Below are 15,203 nucleotides of genomic sequence, written 5' to 3' on the forward strand. Positions count from 1 at the left end.
GCGCGTGCGCGCACGATATACGGTGCAAACCGTTTCATCTGTCAGATCTGTCAGGAGCCCCGAATCCGGCCTGCCCGTGCTGCTGGCCCTCGACCTCGGCTCGACCCTCGGCTGGGCGGTGCGGTTGCCCGATGGCGCCATCACGAGCGGCACCGTCGAGTTCCGGCCCGGCCGCTTCGAGGGCGGCGGCATGGCGTGGCTGCGCTTCCGCAACTGGCTCGATGGCATGGTGCGCACGGTGGGCTCGATCCAGACCGTGTTCTTCGAGGAGGTCCGCCGTCACGCCGGCACGGGTGCGGCCCATGTCTATGGCGGCTTCGTCGCCCATCTGACCGCGTGGTGCGAGCACCAGGGCGTGCCCTATCGCGGCGTCCCGGTCGGCACCATCAAGCGCTCGGCGACCGGCAAGGGCAATGCGCCCAAGGACGCGGTGATCGCCGCGATGCGAGCGCTTGGGTTCTCGCCCGCCGACGACAACGAAGCCGATGCGCTGGCGCTGCTCGACTGGGCGATCCGCGAGGCGGAGGTCGGCCGATGAAGGCGGACGCATTCTTTAAACAGGCGGCGATCGTCGTCGGCGAACGTGGCGACGACTACGGCCCGGCATCGGCCCTGTTCGAGCGCATCGCCAAGCGCTGGACGCTGACCCTCGGCTATCCCGTGACGGCAGCGCAGGTCGCACTTTGCATGATCGACCTGAAGGTCGCCCGGCTCACCGACAATCCCCGGCATTTCGACAGCGCGCTCGACGTCGCTGGCTATGCCGCCCTGCTGACGGAGGTGACGACATGCACGAAGTGAAGTGGACCCCGAGCTTGGTCGAAGAGCGGTTGGCAGAAGCAGCGGATGTCTTGAAGCGGCTGCCCGAGGTGAAGGTGCGCGGCTATTTCAACACCTGGCCGCGCATGGTCGACGAGTTCAGCGATCTGGTCGGCCAGGAGCCGCCCAAGATGCGACGCCCTTGGCCGCAGCCGGCAGCCATCACGCGGATGGAGGAGACGCTGAGCTGGACCTTCGGTCTCGATCCGGTCGATGCGAAGATCGTCTGGCTGCGCGCCGGCGGCGATCGCTGGAAGACGATCTGCTGGAAGGTCGGTCTTGCGCGGGCGGCCGCCAACGAGCACTGGCTCTACGCGCTCTGCGTCATCGCATGGCAGCTCAATGGCAAGCAGCATCGGCGCAACGTCTCCAAGCGCCGCGTCATCGATGAAACGCGGGCCGCTCTCGGGTGAGGCGCCCTTCGTAAAGCGTCTGCTAGACCCATCCTATTCGGTCAGAATCGCGGAAAATGGCTATTCTTGGGTCTAGATCGGGAGAATCGGGTGGCGGAAGCGGATGCCGAGCAGCGTCCGAACCTTTCTTTACGGCCCTTCACAATTAAACGAAATGGCGCTATCCTTTACTAGCGACGACGGCTTATTAAAGGATAGCAAGAACATGAAAGGAACATCAGGCGGGCGGCTTGGAGAATACGTCGAAACCTCGGCTGGCGGGGAAAAAGTGCGCGCCTTTGTGCCAGCCCCTTTGCCCCCTGTGCCCCCGCTGGATTTCAGTCAGTTCATTTCGCTCTACGACCGTGCGCGCGGGGCGGTCGGGCGGCTCGATGGCGTCACCACGATCCTGCCGTCGACCCCCTTGTTCCTGTTCATGTACGTCCGCAAGGAAGCGTTGCTCTCTTCGCAGATCGAGGGGACCCAATCGTCTCTATCCGACCTGCTGTTGTTCGAGAACGACGAGATTCCGCACGTCCCGATCGATGACGTGACGGAGGTGTCGAATTACGTTGCGGCCATCGACCACGGCATGCGGCGCATGCGAGACGGATTTCCACTGTCGCTGCGTCTTCTGCGCGAGATGCACGAGATCCTGTTGAAGTCCGGTCGTGGTGCGAGCAAGCAACCTGGGGAATTTCGCCGGTCACAGAACTGGATCGGGGGGACGAGGCCGGGCAACGCTCTGTTCGTGCCACCACCACCAAATCGCCTCGACGAATGCCTCGGTTCATTCGAAAAATTTCTGCACACCGAGGATCAATCGATGCCGCCGCTTATTCGCGCCGGCCTTGCACATGTACAGTTCGAGACGATCCATCCATTCCTTGACGGGAACGGACGGCTTGGTCGTCTGCTGATCACGCTGATGCTTTGCGACGCTGGAGCACTGCGTGAACCGATCCTGTACCTGAGCCTTTTCTTCAAGAGCAGGCGAGATGACTACTATCGCCTGCTGCAGGAGGTGCGGCAGGCGGGTGGCTGGGAAGCATGGATGGAGTTCTTCCTGACCGGCGTCGCCGAGACTGCTGAACAAGCGGCAGACACGGCACGCGAACTGATGGCGCTATTTGAAGCTGACCGTCTGACCATTCGCAAACTCGGGCGCGCCGCGACCTCGGCCCTGCGGGTCCATGACTTGATTCAAAAACGTCCGATGGTGACAATCCAATCCGCATCGAAGGAACTGAATCTGTCAGTGCCTACGGTCGGCAAAGCGCTCGATTTGATGGTCTCGGCGGATATCGTCCGGGAGACCACTGGGAAGCAACGCGGCAGACTCTTCGCCTACTCGAAGTACCTGGCTCTTCTCGATAAAGGGACAGAGCCGCTACCCGCATGAATGTCGACCAATGCGGATCATCACGATCACGATCACGATCACGATGACGATGATCATCGTCATCAGCATCAGCACCAGCAGGGCATCTTCGATCTGTGCGTGTCGCAGCGAAAAGCGTCTGCCAGACACTTTCCCATCGGACAGATTCGCCGAATTGGGCTAGCTTTGGCGGCAAGATCGGGAGAGGCGCGCGCAAGCGCATCGATGCTCCCCTAAGGCCCGGGTCCTTCCTGGCCGATATCTGATGCTGGCGGCAGTGGCGCGGAAGTTCGCTACCGACTGCCCCGAAATCCGAGTTACCAGTTACCACGGCCCCGGCGCGATCAGCCGCTTCAAGCCTTTGATATGGCGCGACCTTGCGGGCAAGCGGGACTGGTAACTCGATCCGGTAACCGGCAAGCCCGGTTACCGCCCCGACCATCGAACCCCTGGTAACGCCATCCCGTCATGCAACCTCGCTTGCCCGACAGCGTCGAGCATTGGCCGCTCGACCGCCTGCGTGCCTATGCGCGCAATCCGCGCACGCATTCCGACGCGCAGGTCGCCCAGATCGCGGCCAGCATCGTCGAATTCGGCTGGACCAACCCGGTCCTGGTCGCGGGCGACGGGACGGTGATTGCCGGCCATGGCCGCCTGGATGCCGCGCGGCGTCTCGGCTTGAGCATGGTCCCCGTGCTCGATCATCTCAGCGAGGCGCAGCGCCGAGCCTATGTGATCGCCGACAACAAGCTGGCGCTGAACGCGGGCTGGAACGATGAATTGCTCGCCGCCGAGCTGCACGCGCTGACCGGCGAAGGATTCAATCTCGAACTCACCGGCTTCGACGAAACCGAACTCGATCGCCTGATGGCGCCGCTCGACGACGATGCTGGTGCTGGCGGCGATGCTACAGACGCTGCCGACGAGGCGCCCGAGCCGCCCCGCAATCCGGTCAGCCGATCGGGTGATCTCTGGCGCATGGGCGAGCACCGCCTGCTTTGCGGCGACAGCACGGACGGTGCTGCGATCGCGCGGCTCATGGAAAGCGAGCGCGCCGCACTGCTCTTCACAAGCCCGCCCTATGGCAATCAGCGCAACTACACGACCGGCGGCATCGGCGATTGGGAAGCCTTGATGCGCGGCGTGTTCGGTCGGCTCGACGAAGTCATGGCGCAAGACGGCCAGGTCCTGGTCAATCTCGGCATGATCCATCGCGACAACGAGTGGCAGCCCTATTGGAATGGCTGGCTTGACTGGATGCGCGCGTCCGGATGGCGACGCTTCGGCTTCTACGTCTGGGATCAGGGTCCGGGATTGCCCGGCGACTGGAATGGCCGCCTTGCACCTGCCTTCGAGCTGCTCTTTCACTTCAATCGGCAAACGCGCAAGCCGAACAAGATCGTGCCCTGCAAATGGGCCGGCCACATCAACGACAGCCATGGCGGCATGCGCGGCAAGGACGGAACGGTCGGCGAATGGACCCATGCCGGCCAGGGCGTCCAGGAAACCCGTATCCCCGACAATGTCCTGCGCATCACTCGGCACAAGGCGCGCGGCATCGAGACCGAGCACCCGGCGGTATTCCCCGTGGCACTGCCTGAGTTCGTGATGAACACCTACTGCGACCAGAACGACATCGTCTTCGAGCCGTTTGCCGGATCCGGCACGACGCTTGTCGCAGGCGAGCGCGCGGGACGCCGCGTGCGTGCGATCGAGTTGGCGCCCGAATATGTCGACGTCGCCTTACTGCGTTGGCGTCAGCTTTTCCCGGCTTCCGCCATCGTCCTCGACGGCGATGGGCAATCGTTCGAAGCGGTCGCGGCCGAACGGGGCATCGAGATCGACGATGCGGCGTGACCAGATCCAGATCGAGCTATGGCCCCTGGACCGGCTGCTGCCCTATGCGGCCAACGCCCGAACGCATCCGGATGAGCAGGTTGCGCAGATCGCGGGATCGATCGCGGAATTTGGCTTCAACGTCCCCTGCCTCGTCGACGAGCGCGGGGTGCTGGTTGCCGGTCATGGCCGCCTGCTCGCTGCCCAGCGTCTCGGACTTTCACAGGTCCCGGTCATTCGACTCGACCATCTGACCGACGCGCAGGCGCGTGCCTATCGCATCGCCGACAATCAGATCGCGCTCAATTCCGGATGGGACGATGCGCTGTTGTCGGTCGAGGTTGCGCGGCTCAAGGAAGATGGGGTCGATCTGGAACTTCTCGGTTTCCCCGAGGATGAGCTTGATCGGCTGCTCGCTGGGCTGGATGGTGAGAAGGGCGGCAACGAGGACGAGGATGTCGTCCCGGAGCCGCCGGTCACGCCGATCTCACGGCCCGGCGATCTCTGGATCCTCGGGCGTCATCGTCTCCTTTGCGGCGATGCGACGCGTGCGGCGGATGTCGCGCGCCTCCTTCGCGATGTTCGTCCGCATCTGATGGTCACTGACCCGCCCTACGGCGTCGATTACGACCCGTCCTGGCGCAACGATGCTGGCGTGTCGGCGACGACGCGCACCGGTCGGGTGTCGAACGACGATCGTGCGGACTGGCGGGAGGCTTGGGCGCTCTTCCCCGGCGATGTCGCCTATGTCTGGCACGCTGGTGTTCACGCGCGGACGGTCGCCGAAAGTCTCGACGCGAGCGGGTTTCCGATCCGCTCGCAGATCATCTGGTCGAAGTCGCGCTTTGTGCTCGGTCGCGGCGACTATCACTGGCAGCACGAGCCCTGTTTCTACGCGGTGCGGAAGGGCGCGACCGGCCATTGGCAAGGTGCGCGGGATCAATCGACGGTCTGGATGATCGGCGGTGGCGGTGACGAGGATGCGGCGACCGTCCACGGCACGCAGAAGCCGGTCGAATGCATGCGTCGCCCCATGATCAACAACAGCGAACGCGGGGATGCGGTCTATGAGCCTTTTGCCGGTAGCGGCACGACGCTCATCGCGGCGGAGAGCATCGAGCGCCGCTGCTTCGCGATGGAGATCGATCCGCGATATTGCGATGTGATCATCGAGCGCTGGCAATCCTTCACCGGCGCCAAGGCGAAACTCGAGACCGATGGTCGGTCCTTCGAAGATGTACGAACCGAGCGCGGCCCATGAACAAGCAATCCCGAAGCATGTCGCTGGTCGAATCGATCGCGAATGTCGTGATCGGCTTTGGCATCGCGGTGCTGACGCAGATCGCGGTCTTCCCGATCTTCGGTCTGCATGTGTCGCTCGCCGACAATCTGGTCATCGGCTTGATCTTCACGGCAGTGTCGATTGCCCGGTCCTTTGCGCTGCGCCGCGTGTTCGAGGAATTCCGGGTGCGCGCCGAACGCAAAAGCGCCGTCAGGCTTTGATGCCCGACGGCGCTGATGTTTATGGCGATCAGGCGATCCGATAGACCCGACCGCGCCCTTCGATTTTCTCCGACGTCACGTCGAGACCGAGTTTCTTCTTTAGGGCGCCGGCAATCGCACCCCGGACCGTGTGGGCTTGCCAGTCGAATGCCGCGACGATCTCCTCGATGCTGGCGCCCTCGGGGCGCTTGAGCATCTCGATGAGCTTGGCCTGCTTGCTGTCTCCGCGCGTGCGCGGCGCCTGATCGGTCTTCTGCGCTCGGGTTTCGATCCTGGCCGTGACGATGCCTTGCTCGGCTGGGGTGCCGCCCACCAGTCCGCCATCGTCGATGGCGGCAGCATGGCGTCCCTCGGTGGCGGGATCCGTCTCGGGCTCGATACCAAGTTCGTCATAGGCGGCGCGCGACGCTTGTAGCGTCAGCGGCGCGCCATCGTCGTAGCGCCAGACGGTATCGTCTGCGCGGCCAGGGACTTCTTCGAGAAATCCCTTGGTGAGGAGGCTCTTCAGGACGTTGCCGACGGCATTGCCCTTGAGTTTCAGGGTAACCGGGAAGACGCAGCCATCCGGGCGTTGGCAGGCGGTCGAAAGAACGACGAGTTGGGAATCGGAAAGTTTCGCCATGGTGTGGGCTCCTTGCTTGGCGAGCCGCGACCATCGCGGCCCTCCTACGAGCCCAAGCCCCGCCGGCCTGGCCGGTCGGGGCAGGAGCGGGGCGGGGAGCCGTCTATTCGGCGTGTTCGCCTTCCTTGAACGCGCTGTCGGTGATGCGCTTCAGAAGCTCGGCGTAATGGGCGAGCGTCCCGACATGGCCCCAATTGATGTCGTCGGGTGCGTAGTCGAAATGGTCGTCGCTCAGGGTCTTTAGCCGGTCGAGCATCGCGTCGATTTCGGCCTTGCGGGCGATGAAGGCGTCGAGGGCAGTTTGCTTAAGCGGGGGCTTGGTCATGGCGCTCTCCGTTCCTTGATGGTGACGCCATACACGCGCTGCTGTGGCCCGGAGCCAAGCTCTTAAGCGCATGATTTGATTGCTTTCTTCGAGCCGGGACGATCATGGGATTATCAATCCGCGCCTATGCCCGGCATCGCGGCGTGAGCCACGTCGCAGTGCTGCGTGCCGCCAAGGCCGGGCGGGTACCCCTGGAAGCGGACGGTACGATCGACCCGGCCAAGGCCGACATTGCCTGGGAGCGTTCGACCGATCCCGGACGGTCCAAGGCCAAGCCCGAGAAGCTCAAGCCCGTGGCCGAAGCGGCCATGGGATCGGTCCGGGAGACCCTCAAAGAGCAGGGCCTGCCGGCGAGCGGCAACGTGACCTTCGTCCAGGCGCGGACTGCGCATGAGATCGCCAAGGCGCATCTCGCGCGCCTTCGGCTCCAGCGCATGAAGGGCGAACTGATCGACCGGGCGCGCGCGACCGCACTTGTCTTCCGCATGGCGCGTGAGGAGCGGGACACCTGGGTCAATTGGCCCGCCCGTGTCGCCGCGCTGATCGCGGCCGAGCTTGGCGTGGAGGCGCATCCGATGCAGAAGGCTTTAGAGACACATGTCCGCGCCCACCTCGCCGAACTTGCCGAGGTCCGACCAGAGTTCCGTTGATCTGTTCGGCTTCGAGGGTGCTGAAGAGCTATGGCAATCCTGGCGCGACGGTCTCACCCCGGATCCGCTGCTCACTGTTTCCGAATGGGCGGATAAGCATCGCTTTCTGAGCCCGCGCGCATCGGCCGAACCGGGGCGCTATCGAACTGACCGGACTCCCTATATGCGTGCGATCATGGACGCGCTGTCGCCGTCGCACCCCGCTCGGCGCATCGTGTTCATGAAGGCAGCACAGGTCGGGGCGACCGAGGCCGGCAATAACTGGATCGGCTATGTCATCCATCATGCGCCGGGTCCAATGCTCTCGGTGCAGCCTACCGTCGAGCTTGCCAAGCGCTTCTCGCGCCAGCGCATCGAACCGTTGATCGCGGAAAGCCCGGCCCTGCGGGAGCGCGTCAAACCGGCGCGCGCGCGGGACGCCGGCAACACGGTCCTATCGAAGGAGTTTCCGGCTGGTCTTCTGGTAATCACCGGTGCGAACAGCGCGGTCGGCCTGCGCTCGATGCCGGCGCGCTATCTCTTTCTCGACGAGGTCGACGCCTATCCGCCCTCGGCCGACGAGGAAGGCGATCCGGTCGCACTCGCGGAGGCGCGCACGCGCACCTTCTCGTGGCGATCGAAGGTGTTTCTCGCTTCGACGCCGACGATCCATGGCGTGTCGCGGATCGAGCGGGAGTTCGAGGCATCCGATCAGCAACGCTTCTTCGTGCCGTGCCCGCATTGCCAGCATCGGCAGTGGCTGCGCTTCGAGCGGCTGCGCTGGGAGAAGGGAAAACCCGATACCGCGCATTACCAATGCGAAGCCTGCGACGGCGAGATCGAAGAGCACCACAAGATCGAGATGCTCCATGCCGGCGATTGGCGACCGACGGCGGAAGCCTCCGATCCCGGCACGATCGGGTTTCATCTGTCGGCGCTCTACTCGCCGGTCGGCTGGATGAGCTGGGCGATGATCGCGCGCATGTGGGAAGCGTCGCTGGCGACCGATGAAGCCAAGCGCAGTTTCAAGAACGGCGTGTTGGGCGAGATCTGGATCGAAACCGGCGAAGCGTCCGATTGGCAGCGTCTCTATGAGCGCCGCGAGGACTGGCAGATCGGCACCGTGCCGAGCGGCGGTCTGTTCCTGACCGCAGGCGCCGACGTCCAGAAGGACCGGATCGAGGTCTCGGTCTGGGCCTGGGGACGGGGACTGACCAGCTGGTTCGTCGACCATATCGTCATCGATGGCGGGCCGGAGCATGCCGAGACTTGGGGGCAGCTCTCAGGCCTCCTCGATCGGACCTGGCCGCATGCCCATGGCGCCCGGCTTGGCCTCGCGAAACTTGGCATCGATAGCGGCTACGAGTCGCCGGCCGTCTATGCCTGGGCACGATCGGCGGGCCATGCGCAGGTCGCACCCCTGAAGGGTGTCGAAGGCTTCAACCGGGCCGCACCCGTCGTGGGCCCAAGTTTCGTGGACGTCACGGAAGCCGGCCGCAAGCTGCGGCGCGGCGCTCGTCTCTGGACGGTCGCGGTGGCGACGTTCAAAAGCGAGACCTATCGGCATCTGCGGCTCATGCGCCCGACCGACGAGGAAATCGCCGAGGGCGCGCAATATCCGGCGGGCTTCGTGCATCTGCCGCGCGGGCTCGAAGCGTAGTGGGTGAAGCAGCTCGTCGCCGAGCAACTCGTGAGCGTGAAGACCCGTCGGGGATTCCAGCGGCTCGAATGGCAGAAGCTTCGCGAACGCAACGAAGTTCTCGACTGCCGGGTCTACGCCCGGGCGGCCGCCTGGATTGCGGGTGCGGATCGCTGGACCGATGAGAAATGGCGCGATCTGGAAGATCAGGTCGGACCGGCGCCTGAAGGAATCGTCGATGTGAAACCCGACGCCGCGATCGCAGCCGGTGTGCTGGCGCGTGCGCCCGTTGCCGGCGGTAAACGCCGATCCGACTGGCTCTCGGGCGTGGATAAAGGATGGTTGCGATGAGCTGGACCAATGCGGAACTCGATGCGCTGCGACGCGCCTACGCGTCTGGCACGTTGCGGGTCAGTTACGACGGCAAGACCGTCGAGTACGGCTCCGCCGCCGACCTCTTGTCGCGGATCCGCACGATCGAGCGTGAAATCGCCGGGGGTGCCGAAAACCGTCCACCCGATGGATGGCGCGCGGCCGGAACATCGGCCGACAGCGAGATCGCCGTCGCGGGCGGGTTGCTCCGCGACCGCATGCGCGATCTCGTGCGCAACAATCCGCATGCCGCCAAGGCGGTATCGGTTTTGGTCAACAACATCATCGGCTCAGGCATCATTGCCCGTGCCGTAAGCGGGAACGACAAGCTCGACGCGCAGGTCAATGCGCTCTGGGAGGCATGGTCGGCGCGCTGCGATGCCGACGGCCAGCTCGACTTTCTCGGTCTGCAAACCCTGGCCTGTCGGCAGATGATCGAAGCAGGCGAAGTGCTGCTGCGTCGCCGCCCGCGTCGTGCGAATGACGGACTGGACGTGCCGCTGCAGCTGCAGTTGCTCGAAGCCGACATGCTCGACGCCGGGCGCAATGGCGATCTCGCGGACGGTGGTCGTGTCGTTCAGGGGATCGAGTTCTCAAGCCTCGGACAGCGGCGTGCCTTCTGGCTTTTCGCGCAGCACCCGGGCGACAGCGTGGTCACGACGCGGCGGCGTCTCGACAGTCTCGCGATCCCGGCGACTGACATCGTGCATCTATACGAGAAGCAGCGCGCCCAAGTACGTGGCGTGCCATGGGGCACGCCGGTCATGCGGGCACTGCGCGATCTTGACGACTGGACGCAAGCCGAGCTGGTTCGCAAGAAGACCGAAGCCTGCGTGGTCGGCATCGTGCTTGGCGCCGACGAGGCCGAGCAGGGAATAGCACCGTCCGTGGTGGACGCCGACGGCAATCGCGTAGAGCAATTCGAGCCCGGCCTCATCGCCTATGCGCGCGGCGGTAAGGATATCCGCTTCAATCAGCCGGCAACGACGGCCGGCGTGGCGGAATGGCTACGCGCCCAGCTGCACATCGTGGCGGCAGGCTTTCGCATGCCCTACGAGCTGCTGACCGGCGATCTCAGTCAGGTCAACTATTCGTCAATCCGGGCGGGGCTCGTCGAGTTCCGCCGCCTGATCGATGCGGTCCAGTGGCAGATCGTCATTCCGATGCTCTGCCAGCCCACTTGGGACTGGTTCACCGAACAGGCCTGGGCGGCCGGCAAGCTCCCGCAGCCGCGCATCCCGGTCGAATGGTCGCCGCCGCGTTTTGAAGCGGTCGATCCGTTGAAGGATGCCATGGCCGACCTTCTGGCGATGCGGTCCGGCACCATGACGTTGGCACAAGCGATCGCCCGGCAAGGTCACAATCCCGATGCGGTGCTGGCCGAAATCGCCGCGATGAACGCCAAGATCGATGCGCTCGGACTGATTTTCGACAGCGACCCGCGCCGGGTCACCAAGACCGGCGTGATGCAGCCCGACCCAGGGCTCACCTCACCGTAAGGACGACAATATGCATGGCACGATCGAATTGCCGGCGATGCGCCGGGCAGCCGACCTGTTGCCGGCCACGCTCGACGAGCAGGATCGCTCGATCGAGGTGGTCTGGTCGACGGGCGCAAGGGTACGGCGGCAGCCGCTATTCGGCGAACCGTTCGACGAAGAACTCAGTATGGACCCCGGCAGCGTGCGGCTCGAACGGCTCAATGCCGGGGGGCCGCTGCTCAAAGTTCATGATCTCCGCACACTCGACAGCGTCATCGGCTCCGTCGTGCCGGGGACTGCCAGGATCGATAGCGGTCGGGGCATTGCCCGGGTCCGCTTCAGCGAGCGCGACGATGTCGAGCCGATCTGGGCCGATGTGCGGGCGGGCCATCTGCGCGCCGTCTCCATTGGCTATCAGGTCCATCGCTTCGAGGTCAGCCGACCCGCCAATGCGCCAGAGGTCTGGCGCGCGGTCGACTGGACACCTTTCGAGATTTCCGCGGTCCCGGTCGGGGCCGATCCGGCGGCCGGCTTCCGTTCGGTTGACCCGCTGATCCCCTGCGTCGTGGACCGGGACGACGCTCCCCAACAGATGAGGACTCCCATGGAAGAAACCAACGTGACCCCCACGCCGGCGCAGACGGCACCCGAGCCGATCACCCGTGCGGCCGATCCCCAGCCCGATACGCAGGCGCTCATCGCCAATGCCCAGACGGCGGAGCGCGAGCGGGTCGGCACCATCTACGATCTCGCAAGCCGCCTCGGTCTGGAGCGCAGTCTCGCCGAGGACCTGGTCGGTCGCGGGGTCGCCATCGACGAAGCCCGCCGCGTCATTCTCGACAAGGTGGCGGACACCGCCGAGAAGACGCGGACCTTCCCGCATGTTTCGGTTCCGCTCGGCGGGCGTGACGAGCGGCTGACCCGGCGCGAGGCAGTCGCCAATGCGCTGCTGCATCGCTACAGCCCGACGCTGTTCGGCTTGAGCGATCCCGCGCGCGAATATCGCGGCATGACGCTCCTGGAGTTGTCGCGGGAGTTTCTTGCCTCGGCTGGCGTCAATGTGCGCGGCATGTCGCGCGACGAAATCGCCACGCGAGCTTTGCACTCGACCTCCGACTTCCCGGAAGTGCTGTCTGCCGTCACCAACAAGACGCTGCGCCAGGCGTATGACGTCTATCCGCGCACCTTCGTGCCGTTCTGCCGTCAGGTGCTCGCGACCGACTTCAAGGCGATGAACCGGGTCCAGCTCGGCGAAGCGCCGCAGCTGCTGAAGGTGAGCGAGGGCGGCGAGTTCAAGCGCGGCACCATCTCGGAGTCGAAGGAGAGCTATCGCATCGAGACCTATGGCCGCGTGGTCGCCATCACGCGTCAGGTCCTGATCAACGATGATCTCGACGCCTTCACGCGCATTCCCGCGATGTACGGCACGGCGATCGCCACGCTCGAAAGCGATGTGGTCTGGGGCATCATCACGACCAATGCCGCCATGGCCGATGGCGTGGCGCTGTTCCATGCGACTCACAAGAACCTCGCCGGTACGGGTACTGCTCTCAGTGTGGCGGCGGTCGGCGAAGGCCGCGCCTCGATGGCCAAGCAGACCGGCCTCGACAAGAAAACGGTTCTGACCATCCGTCCGAGCTATCTGGTGGTGCCGGCCGCACTCGAACTCGCGGCCGAGCAGCTCATCGCTCAGAACCTCGTCCCGGCGAAGACCGGGGATGTGGTGCCGCAATCGATCCGCACGCTGACGCCGATCTCCGAACCGCGTCTCGATGCCGTCAGCACCGGAGCTTGGTTCCTGGCAGCAAACCCCGCGCAAATCGACACCATCGAGTTTGCTTATCTCGAAGGTCAGCAGGGCGCCTATATCGAGACCCGCAACGGCTTCGATGTCGATGGCGTCGAGATCAAGTGCCGCCTCGATTTCGGTGCGAAGGCGATCGACTGGCGCGGCCTCTACAAGAACCCCGGCGCGTAAGGCGCACGTTTCACACAATCATCCTGACAAGAAGGGGCGGCCCTGCGGCGGCAGCCGCAAATCCTTACGACTTGCCGCCCTTCGTTTTTTGGAGAGGAGTTTTCGATGAAGAACTATGTCCAGCCCGGAAAGACCATCACGCTTGCGGCACCCTATGCCGTGGCGGCCGGCGACGGCTTGCTGGTGGGCGCCATCTTCGGGGTGGCGACCGCCGCCGCCGGTAACGGCGAGGCCGTCGAGGCTGTCCTCGTCGGCGTGTTCGATCTCAAGAAGACCGCGTCGCAGGCCTGGGCTGTGGGCGACAAGGTCTATTGGGACAACACGGCCAAGGAAACGACCAAGACCGCCACCAGCAACACGCTGATCGGTGTCGCAGTCGATGCTGTCGGAAACGGTACTGGCGAGACCATCGGTCGGGTTCGCCTGAGCGCCAGCTTCTGACGAGCGGTCCTGAAGGAAGCCGAGACATGCCGCTCCCGGAAAAGCCCAGCGATCCGCCGGAGCTGCATTGGACGATCGACCGGCGCATTCCGCTCGCCCTCATCACCACGCTGCTCATCCAGTTTGGCGGCTTCATCTGGTGGTTCTCCTCGGTCGAGTCCCGGCTCACCGTCAAGGAGCAGCGGTTGGCGCGTGTCGAGCAGCGGCTCGACGACGACCAACGGACGATCTCGGCCATCGTCGAGCGACTGGCGCGTATCGAGGAGCGATCCAACGCCCAGCTGGAATTGCTGCGCCGGATCGATACCCGGCTGCAGGAGCGTCGGCCATGACGGTGTTCGATGCCGCACTGCTGACGCTCTTTGGCGATCCCAATCTGGCCGAAGACGCGCTCTGGCGTCCGGGCGACACGGGCGCGGGGCAGGCGATCCGGATCATTCGGGTGCAGCCCCAGCCGGTGGTCGATATCGGCGGTGCCAAGCTGGTGCAGGACGGCACGGTCTTCGACGTCCTAGCTGCTGTCGCACCGGCCATTGCTGAAAGGGACACGATCGAGGCAAACGGTCAGCTTTACCGCGTCCAGGCACCACCGATGCCGACGATGAATGGTCGGGTCTATCGGCTCGACGTGGTGGCGATATGAAACTCGATGTCCGCATCGATGGCGATCTTGCCAAGATTCTGGCCGGTGAGGTGCGCATTGCCGAAGCGGCCGTCACGGCTGCCGTGCGCAAGACCGGCGAGGGCCTGAAGTCCGATCTGCGCTCGCAGGTCATGGGTGCGGGCCTTGGTCGACGCCTCGCCAATGCCGTCCGGCTCAACATCTATCCAAATCGCGGGGAGAGCCTGAGCACGGCGGCGTGGGTTTTTGCCCGTCCCGGCAAGGGTGGACGCGGAGGTGCTGCCGACATCGTCGCAGTGTTCGAGGAAGGCACGTTGATCCGCCGCAGCGGCGGCCGGTACCTCGCCATCCCGACCGAGAATGTGCCGATGAAAGCTGGCGGCCGCCGCCGCATGACGCCCGACGACATCCAGAGCGCCACCAAATTCGGCGGCTTTGGACGCGATCTGGAACTCGTGCCGACCAATCGTCCGGGCGTCTTGCTCCTGGTCTTGCCGGTGGTGCGGGCGACGAGCGGCAAGCGGCTACGGCCCGCAACGGCGCGGCGCGTCAAGGCGGGACGAATTGTCGAATGGATGACGATGTTCATTCTCGTGCGCCAGGTCCAGATGCCACGGCTTCTGGATTGGCGGGGACCCGCAGAAGCCTGGGCTGGCCGGTTGCCCGATCAGGTGGTCAAGGAATGGGAGGCGCGGGACACCGCGAACCGGAATGGCCAGTAAGCGCGAAGAAGTGCTGCAGGCGCTGCTTGCCCGGCTGCAAACCGTGCCGCTGGTGAAGGTCGAACGGAACCGCCTGCGCCCCGAGCGGCTCCCGCCCGAGGGCCTGATCATCCTGCGCGATGGCGATGTCGGAGAGCCTGAAATCCTGCTCTCGCCCTTGAGCTATGTCTGGACCCACGCGGCGCGGATCGAAGCATTCTCGAGCGCGGGGGATCCCGATGGCCATCTCGACGATCTGCTCATGGCGATTGCCACGGCCCTCACGGCCGATCCGACGTTGGGCGGTCTTGTCGATCTCATCGATGTCGGCGCGCCGGATTTCGACGCGGCGGCGCCCGAGGGCGGCGCGGACGTCAAGGCGGCGATCGTGCCGGTGCGGCTCATCTACGAGACCGCGCATCCATTGAACTGAGTTCGTGGACATCCCGGTCACGCGGGATG

18 protein-coding genes and 1 pseudogene are annotated in these 15,203 nt (G+C 64.7%); 16 read left to right on the forward strand and 3 right to left on the reverse strand.

Going from position 1 to position 15,203, the window contains the following annotated elements:
- Positions 1-70 precede the first annotated feature (70 nt).
- From HEQ72_RS05385 to HEQ72_RS05400, 4 genes are all read left to right on the forward strand, one after another.
- Positions 71-538 carry a crossover junction endodeoxyribonuclease RuvC gene (locus tag HEQ72_RS05385; protein WP_168022858.1) on the forward strand — a complete coding sequence of 156 codons (468 nt, stop codon included), beginning with the start codon at positions 71-73 and terminating at the stop codon, positions 536-538.
- A complete protein-coding gene (locus HEQ72_RS05390; protein ID WP_168022782.1) occupies positions 535-801 on the forward strand; it encodes a DUF6378 domain-containing protein in 267 nt (88 codons plus the stop codon). The genes HEQ72_RS05385 and HEQ72_RS05390 overlap by 4 nt, the downstream gene beginning before the upstream one ends.
- On the forward strand, positions 789-1,232 hold the full coding sequence (locus tag HEQ72_RS05395) for a DUF6362 family protein (protein WP_168022783.1): 444 nt from the start codon (positions 789-791) through the stop codon (positions 1,230-1,232). Before HEQ72_RS05390 ends, HEQ72_RS05395 begins: the two co-directional genes overlap by 13 nt.
- Positions 1,233-1,437: 205 nt before the next feature.
- Entirely contained in the window at positions 1,438-2,613 is a 1,176-nt protein-coding gene (locus tag HEQ72_RS05400; RefSeq protein WP_168022784.1) for a Fic family protein, read from the forward strand.
- Here the strand turns inward: HEQ72_RS05400 and HEQ72_RS05405 are convergent.
- Entirely contained in the window at positions 2,602-2,742 is a 141-nt protein-coding gene (locus HEQ72_RS05405) for a hypothetical protein (protein ID WP_168022785.1), read from the reverse strand. The two genes, HEQ72_RS05400 and HEQ72_RS05405, sit on opposite strands and share 12 nt — an antisense overlap.
- A gap of 318 nt (positions 2,743-3,060) precedes the next feature.
- Here HEQ72_RS05405 and HEQ72_RS05410 point away from each other — a divergent pair, with 318 nt between their 5' ends.
- Genes HEQ72_RS05410 through HEQ72_RS05420 form a run of 3 tightly spaced genes read left to right on the forward strand, consistent with a single transcriptional unit; the run spans position 3,061 to position 5,931 of the window.
- Complete coding sequence (locus HEQ72_RS05410; protein WP_168022786.1) at positions 3,061-4,449, forward strand: site-specific DNA-methyltransferase; 1,389 nt, start codon at positions 3,061-3,063, stop codon at positions 4,447-4,449.
- Entirely contained in the window at positions 4,439-5,689 is a 1,251-nt protein-coding gene (locus tag HEQ72_RS05415) for a site-specific DNA-methyltransferase (protein WP_168022787.1), read from the forward strand. The genes HEQ72_RS05410 and HEQ72_RS05415 overlap by 11 nt, the downstream gene beginning before the upstream one ends.
- A gap of 17 nt (positions 5,690-5,706) precedes the next feature.
- Positions 5,707-5,931 carry a hypothetical protein gene (locus HEQ72_RS05420; protein ID WP_168022788.1) on the forward strand — a complete coding sequence of 75 codons (225 nt, stop codon included), beginning with the start codon at positions 5,707-5,709 and terminating at the stop codon, positions 5,929-5,931.
- Between the two features lie 28 nt (positions 5,932-5,959).
- Here the strand turns inward: HEQ72_RS05420 and HEQ72_RS05425 are convergent, their stop codons facing one another.
- Both HEQ72_RS05425 and HEQ72_RS05430 read right to left on the reverse strand, forming a co-directional pair.
- Positions 5,960-6,553 (reverse strand): DUF3489 domain-containing protein, encoded by a 594-nt coding sequence (locus tag HEQ72_RS05425; protein ID WP_168022789.1) that lies wholly within the window; start codon positions 6,551-6,553, stop codon positions 5,960-5,962.
- A 103-nt stretch (positions 6,554-6,656) separates the two neighbouring features.
- Positions 6,657-6,878 (reverse strand): hypothetical protein, encoded by a 222-nt coding sequence (locus HEQ72_RS05430; RefSeq protein ID WP_168022790.1) that lies wholly within the window; start codon positions 6,876-6,878, stop codon positions 6,657-6,659.
- Between the two features lie 104 nt (positions 6,879-6,982).
- Here HEQ72_RS05430 and HEQ72_RS05435 point away from each other — a divergent pair, with 104 nt between their 5' ends.
- The 9 genes and pseudogenes from HEQ72_RS05435 (at position 6,983) to HEQ72_RS05475 (ending at position 15,174) form a co-directional block, all read left to right on the forward strand.
- Complete coding sequence (locus HEQ72_RS05435) at positions 6,983-7,528, forward strand: elements of external origin (protein ID WP_168022791.1); 546 nt, start codon at positions 6,983-6,985, stop codon at positions 7,526-7,528.
- Positions 7,476-9,497, forward strand: a pseudogene (locus tag HEQ72_RS05440) (phage terminase large subunit family protein). Before HEQ72_RS05435 ends, HEQ72_RS05440 begins: the two are co-directional and overlap by 53 nt.
- A complete protein-coding gene (locus tag HEQ72_RS05445; RefSeq protein ID WP_168022792.1) occupies positions 9,494-11,017 on the forward strand; it encodes a phage portal protein in 1,524 nt (507 codons plus the stop codon). Before HEQ72_RS05440 ends, HEQ72_RS05445 begins: the two are co-directional and overlap by 4 nt.
- Positions 11,018-11,027: 10 nt before the next feature.
- A complete protein-coding gene (locus HEQ72_RS05450) occupies positions 11,028-12,977 on the forward strand; it encodes a prohead protease/major capsid protein fusion protein (RefSeq protein WP_168022793.1) in 1,950 nt (649 codons plus the stop codon).
- 105 nt (positions 12,978-13,082) lie between these two features.
- Positions 13,083-13,418 (forward strand): DUF2190 family protein, encoded by a 336-nt coding sequence (locus HEQ72_RS05455; protein WP_168022794.1) that lies wholly within the window; start codon positions 13,083-13,085, stop codon positions 13,416-13,418.
- 26 nt (positions 13,419-13,444) lie between these two features.
- Entirely contained in the window at positions 13,445-13,750 is a 306-nt protein-coding gene (locus HEQ72_RS05460; RefSeq protein ID WP_168022795.1) for a hypothetical protein, read from the forward strand.
- Complete coding sequence (locus HEQ72_RS05465; RefSeq protein WP_168022796.1) at positions 13,747-14,061, forward strand: hypothetical protein; 315 nt, start codon at positions 13,747-13,749, stop codon at positions 14,059-14,061. Before HEQ72_RS05460 ends, HEQ72_RS05465 begins: the two co-directional genes overlap by 4 nt.
- Positions 14,058-14,762, forward strand: a complete 705-nt coding sequence (locus HEQ72_RS05470) for a DUF6441 family protein (RefSeq protein ID WP_168022797.1) — start codon at positions 14,058-14,060, stop codon at positions 14,760-14,762. Before HEQ72_RS05465 ends, HEQ72_RS05470 begins: the two co-directional genes overlap by 4 nt.
- Positions 14,752-15,174 carry an acyl-CoA transferase gene (locus HEQ72_RS05475; protein ID WP_168022798.1) on the forward strand — a complete coding sequence of 141 codons (423 nt, stop codon included), beginning with the start codon at positions 14,752-14,754 and terminating at the stop codon, positions 15,172-15,174. Before HEQ72_RS05470 ends, HEQ72_RS05475 begins: the two co-directional genes overlap by 11 nt.
- The last annotated feature ends 29 nt before the right edge of the window (positions 15,175-15,203 follow it).

It is taken from the genome of Haematospirillum sp. 15-248, assembly GCF_012102665.1.
Taxonomy (GTDB): domain Bacteria; phylum Pseudomonadota; class Alphaproteobacteria; order Rhodospirillales; family Rhodospirillaceae; genus Haematospirillum.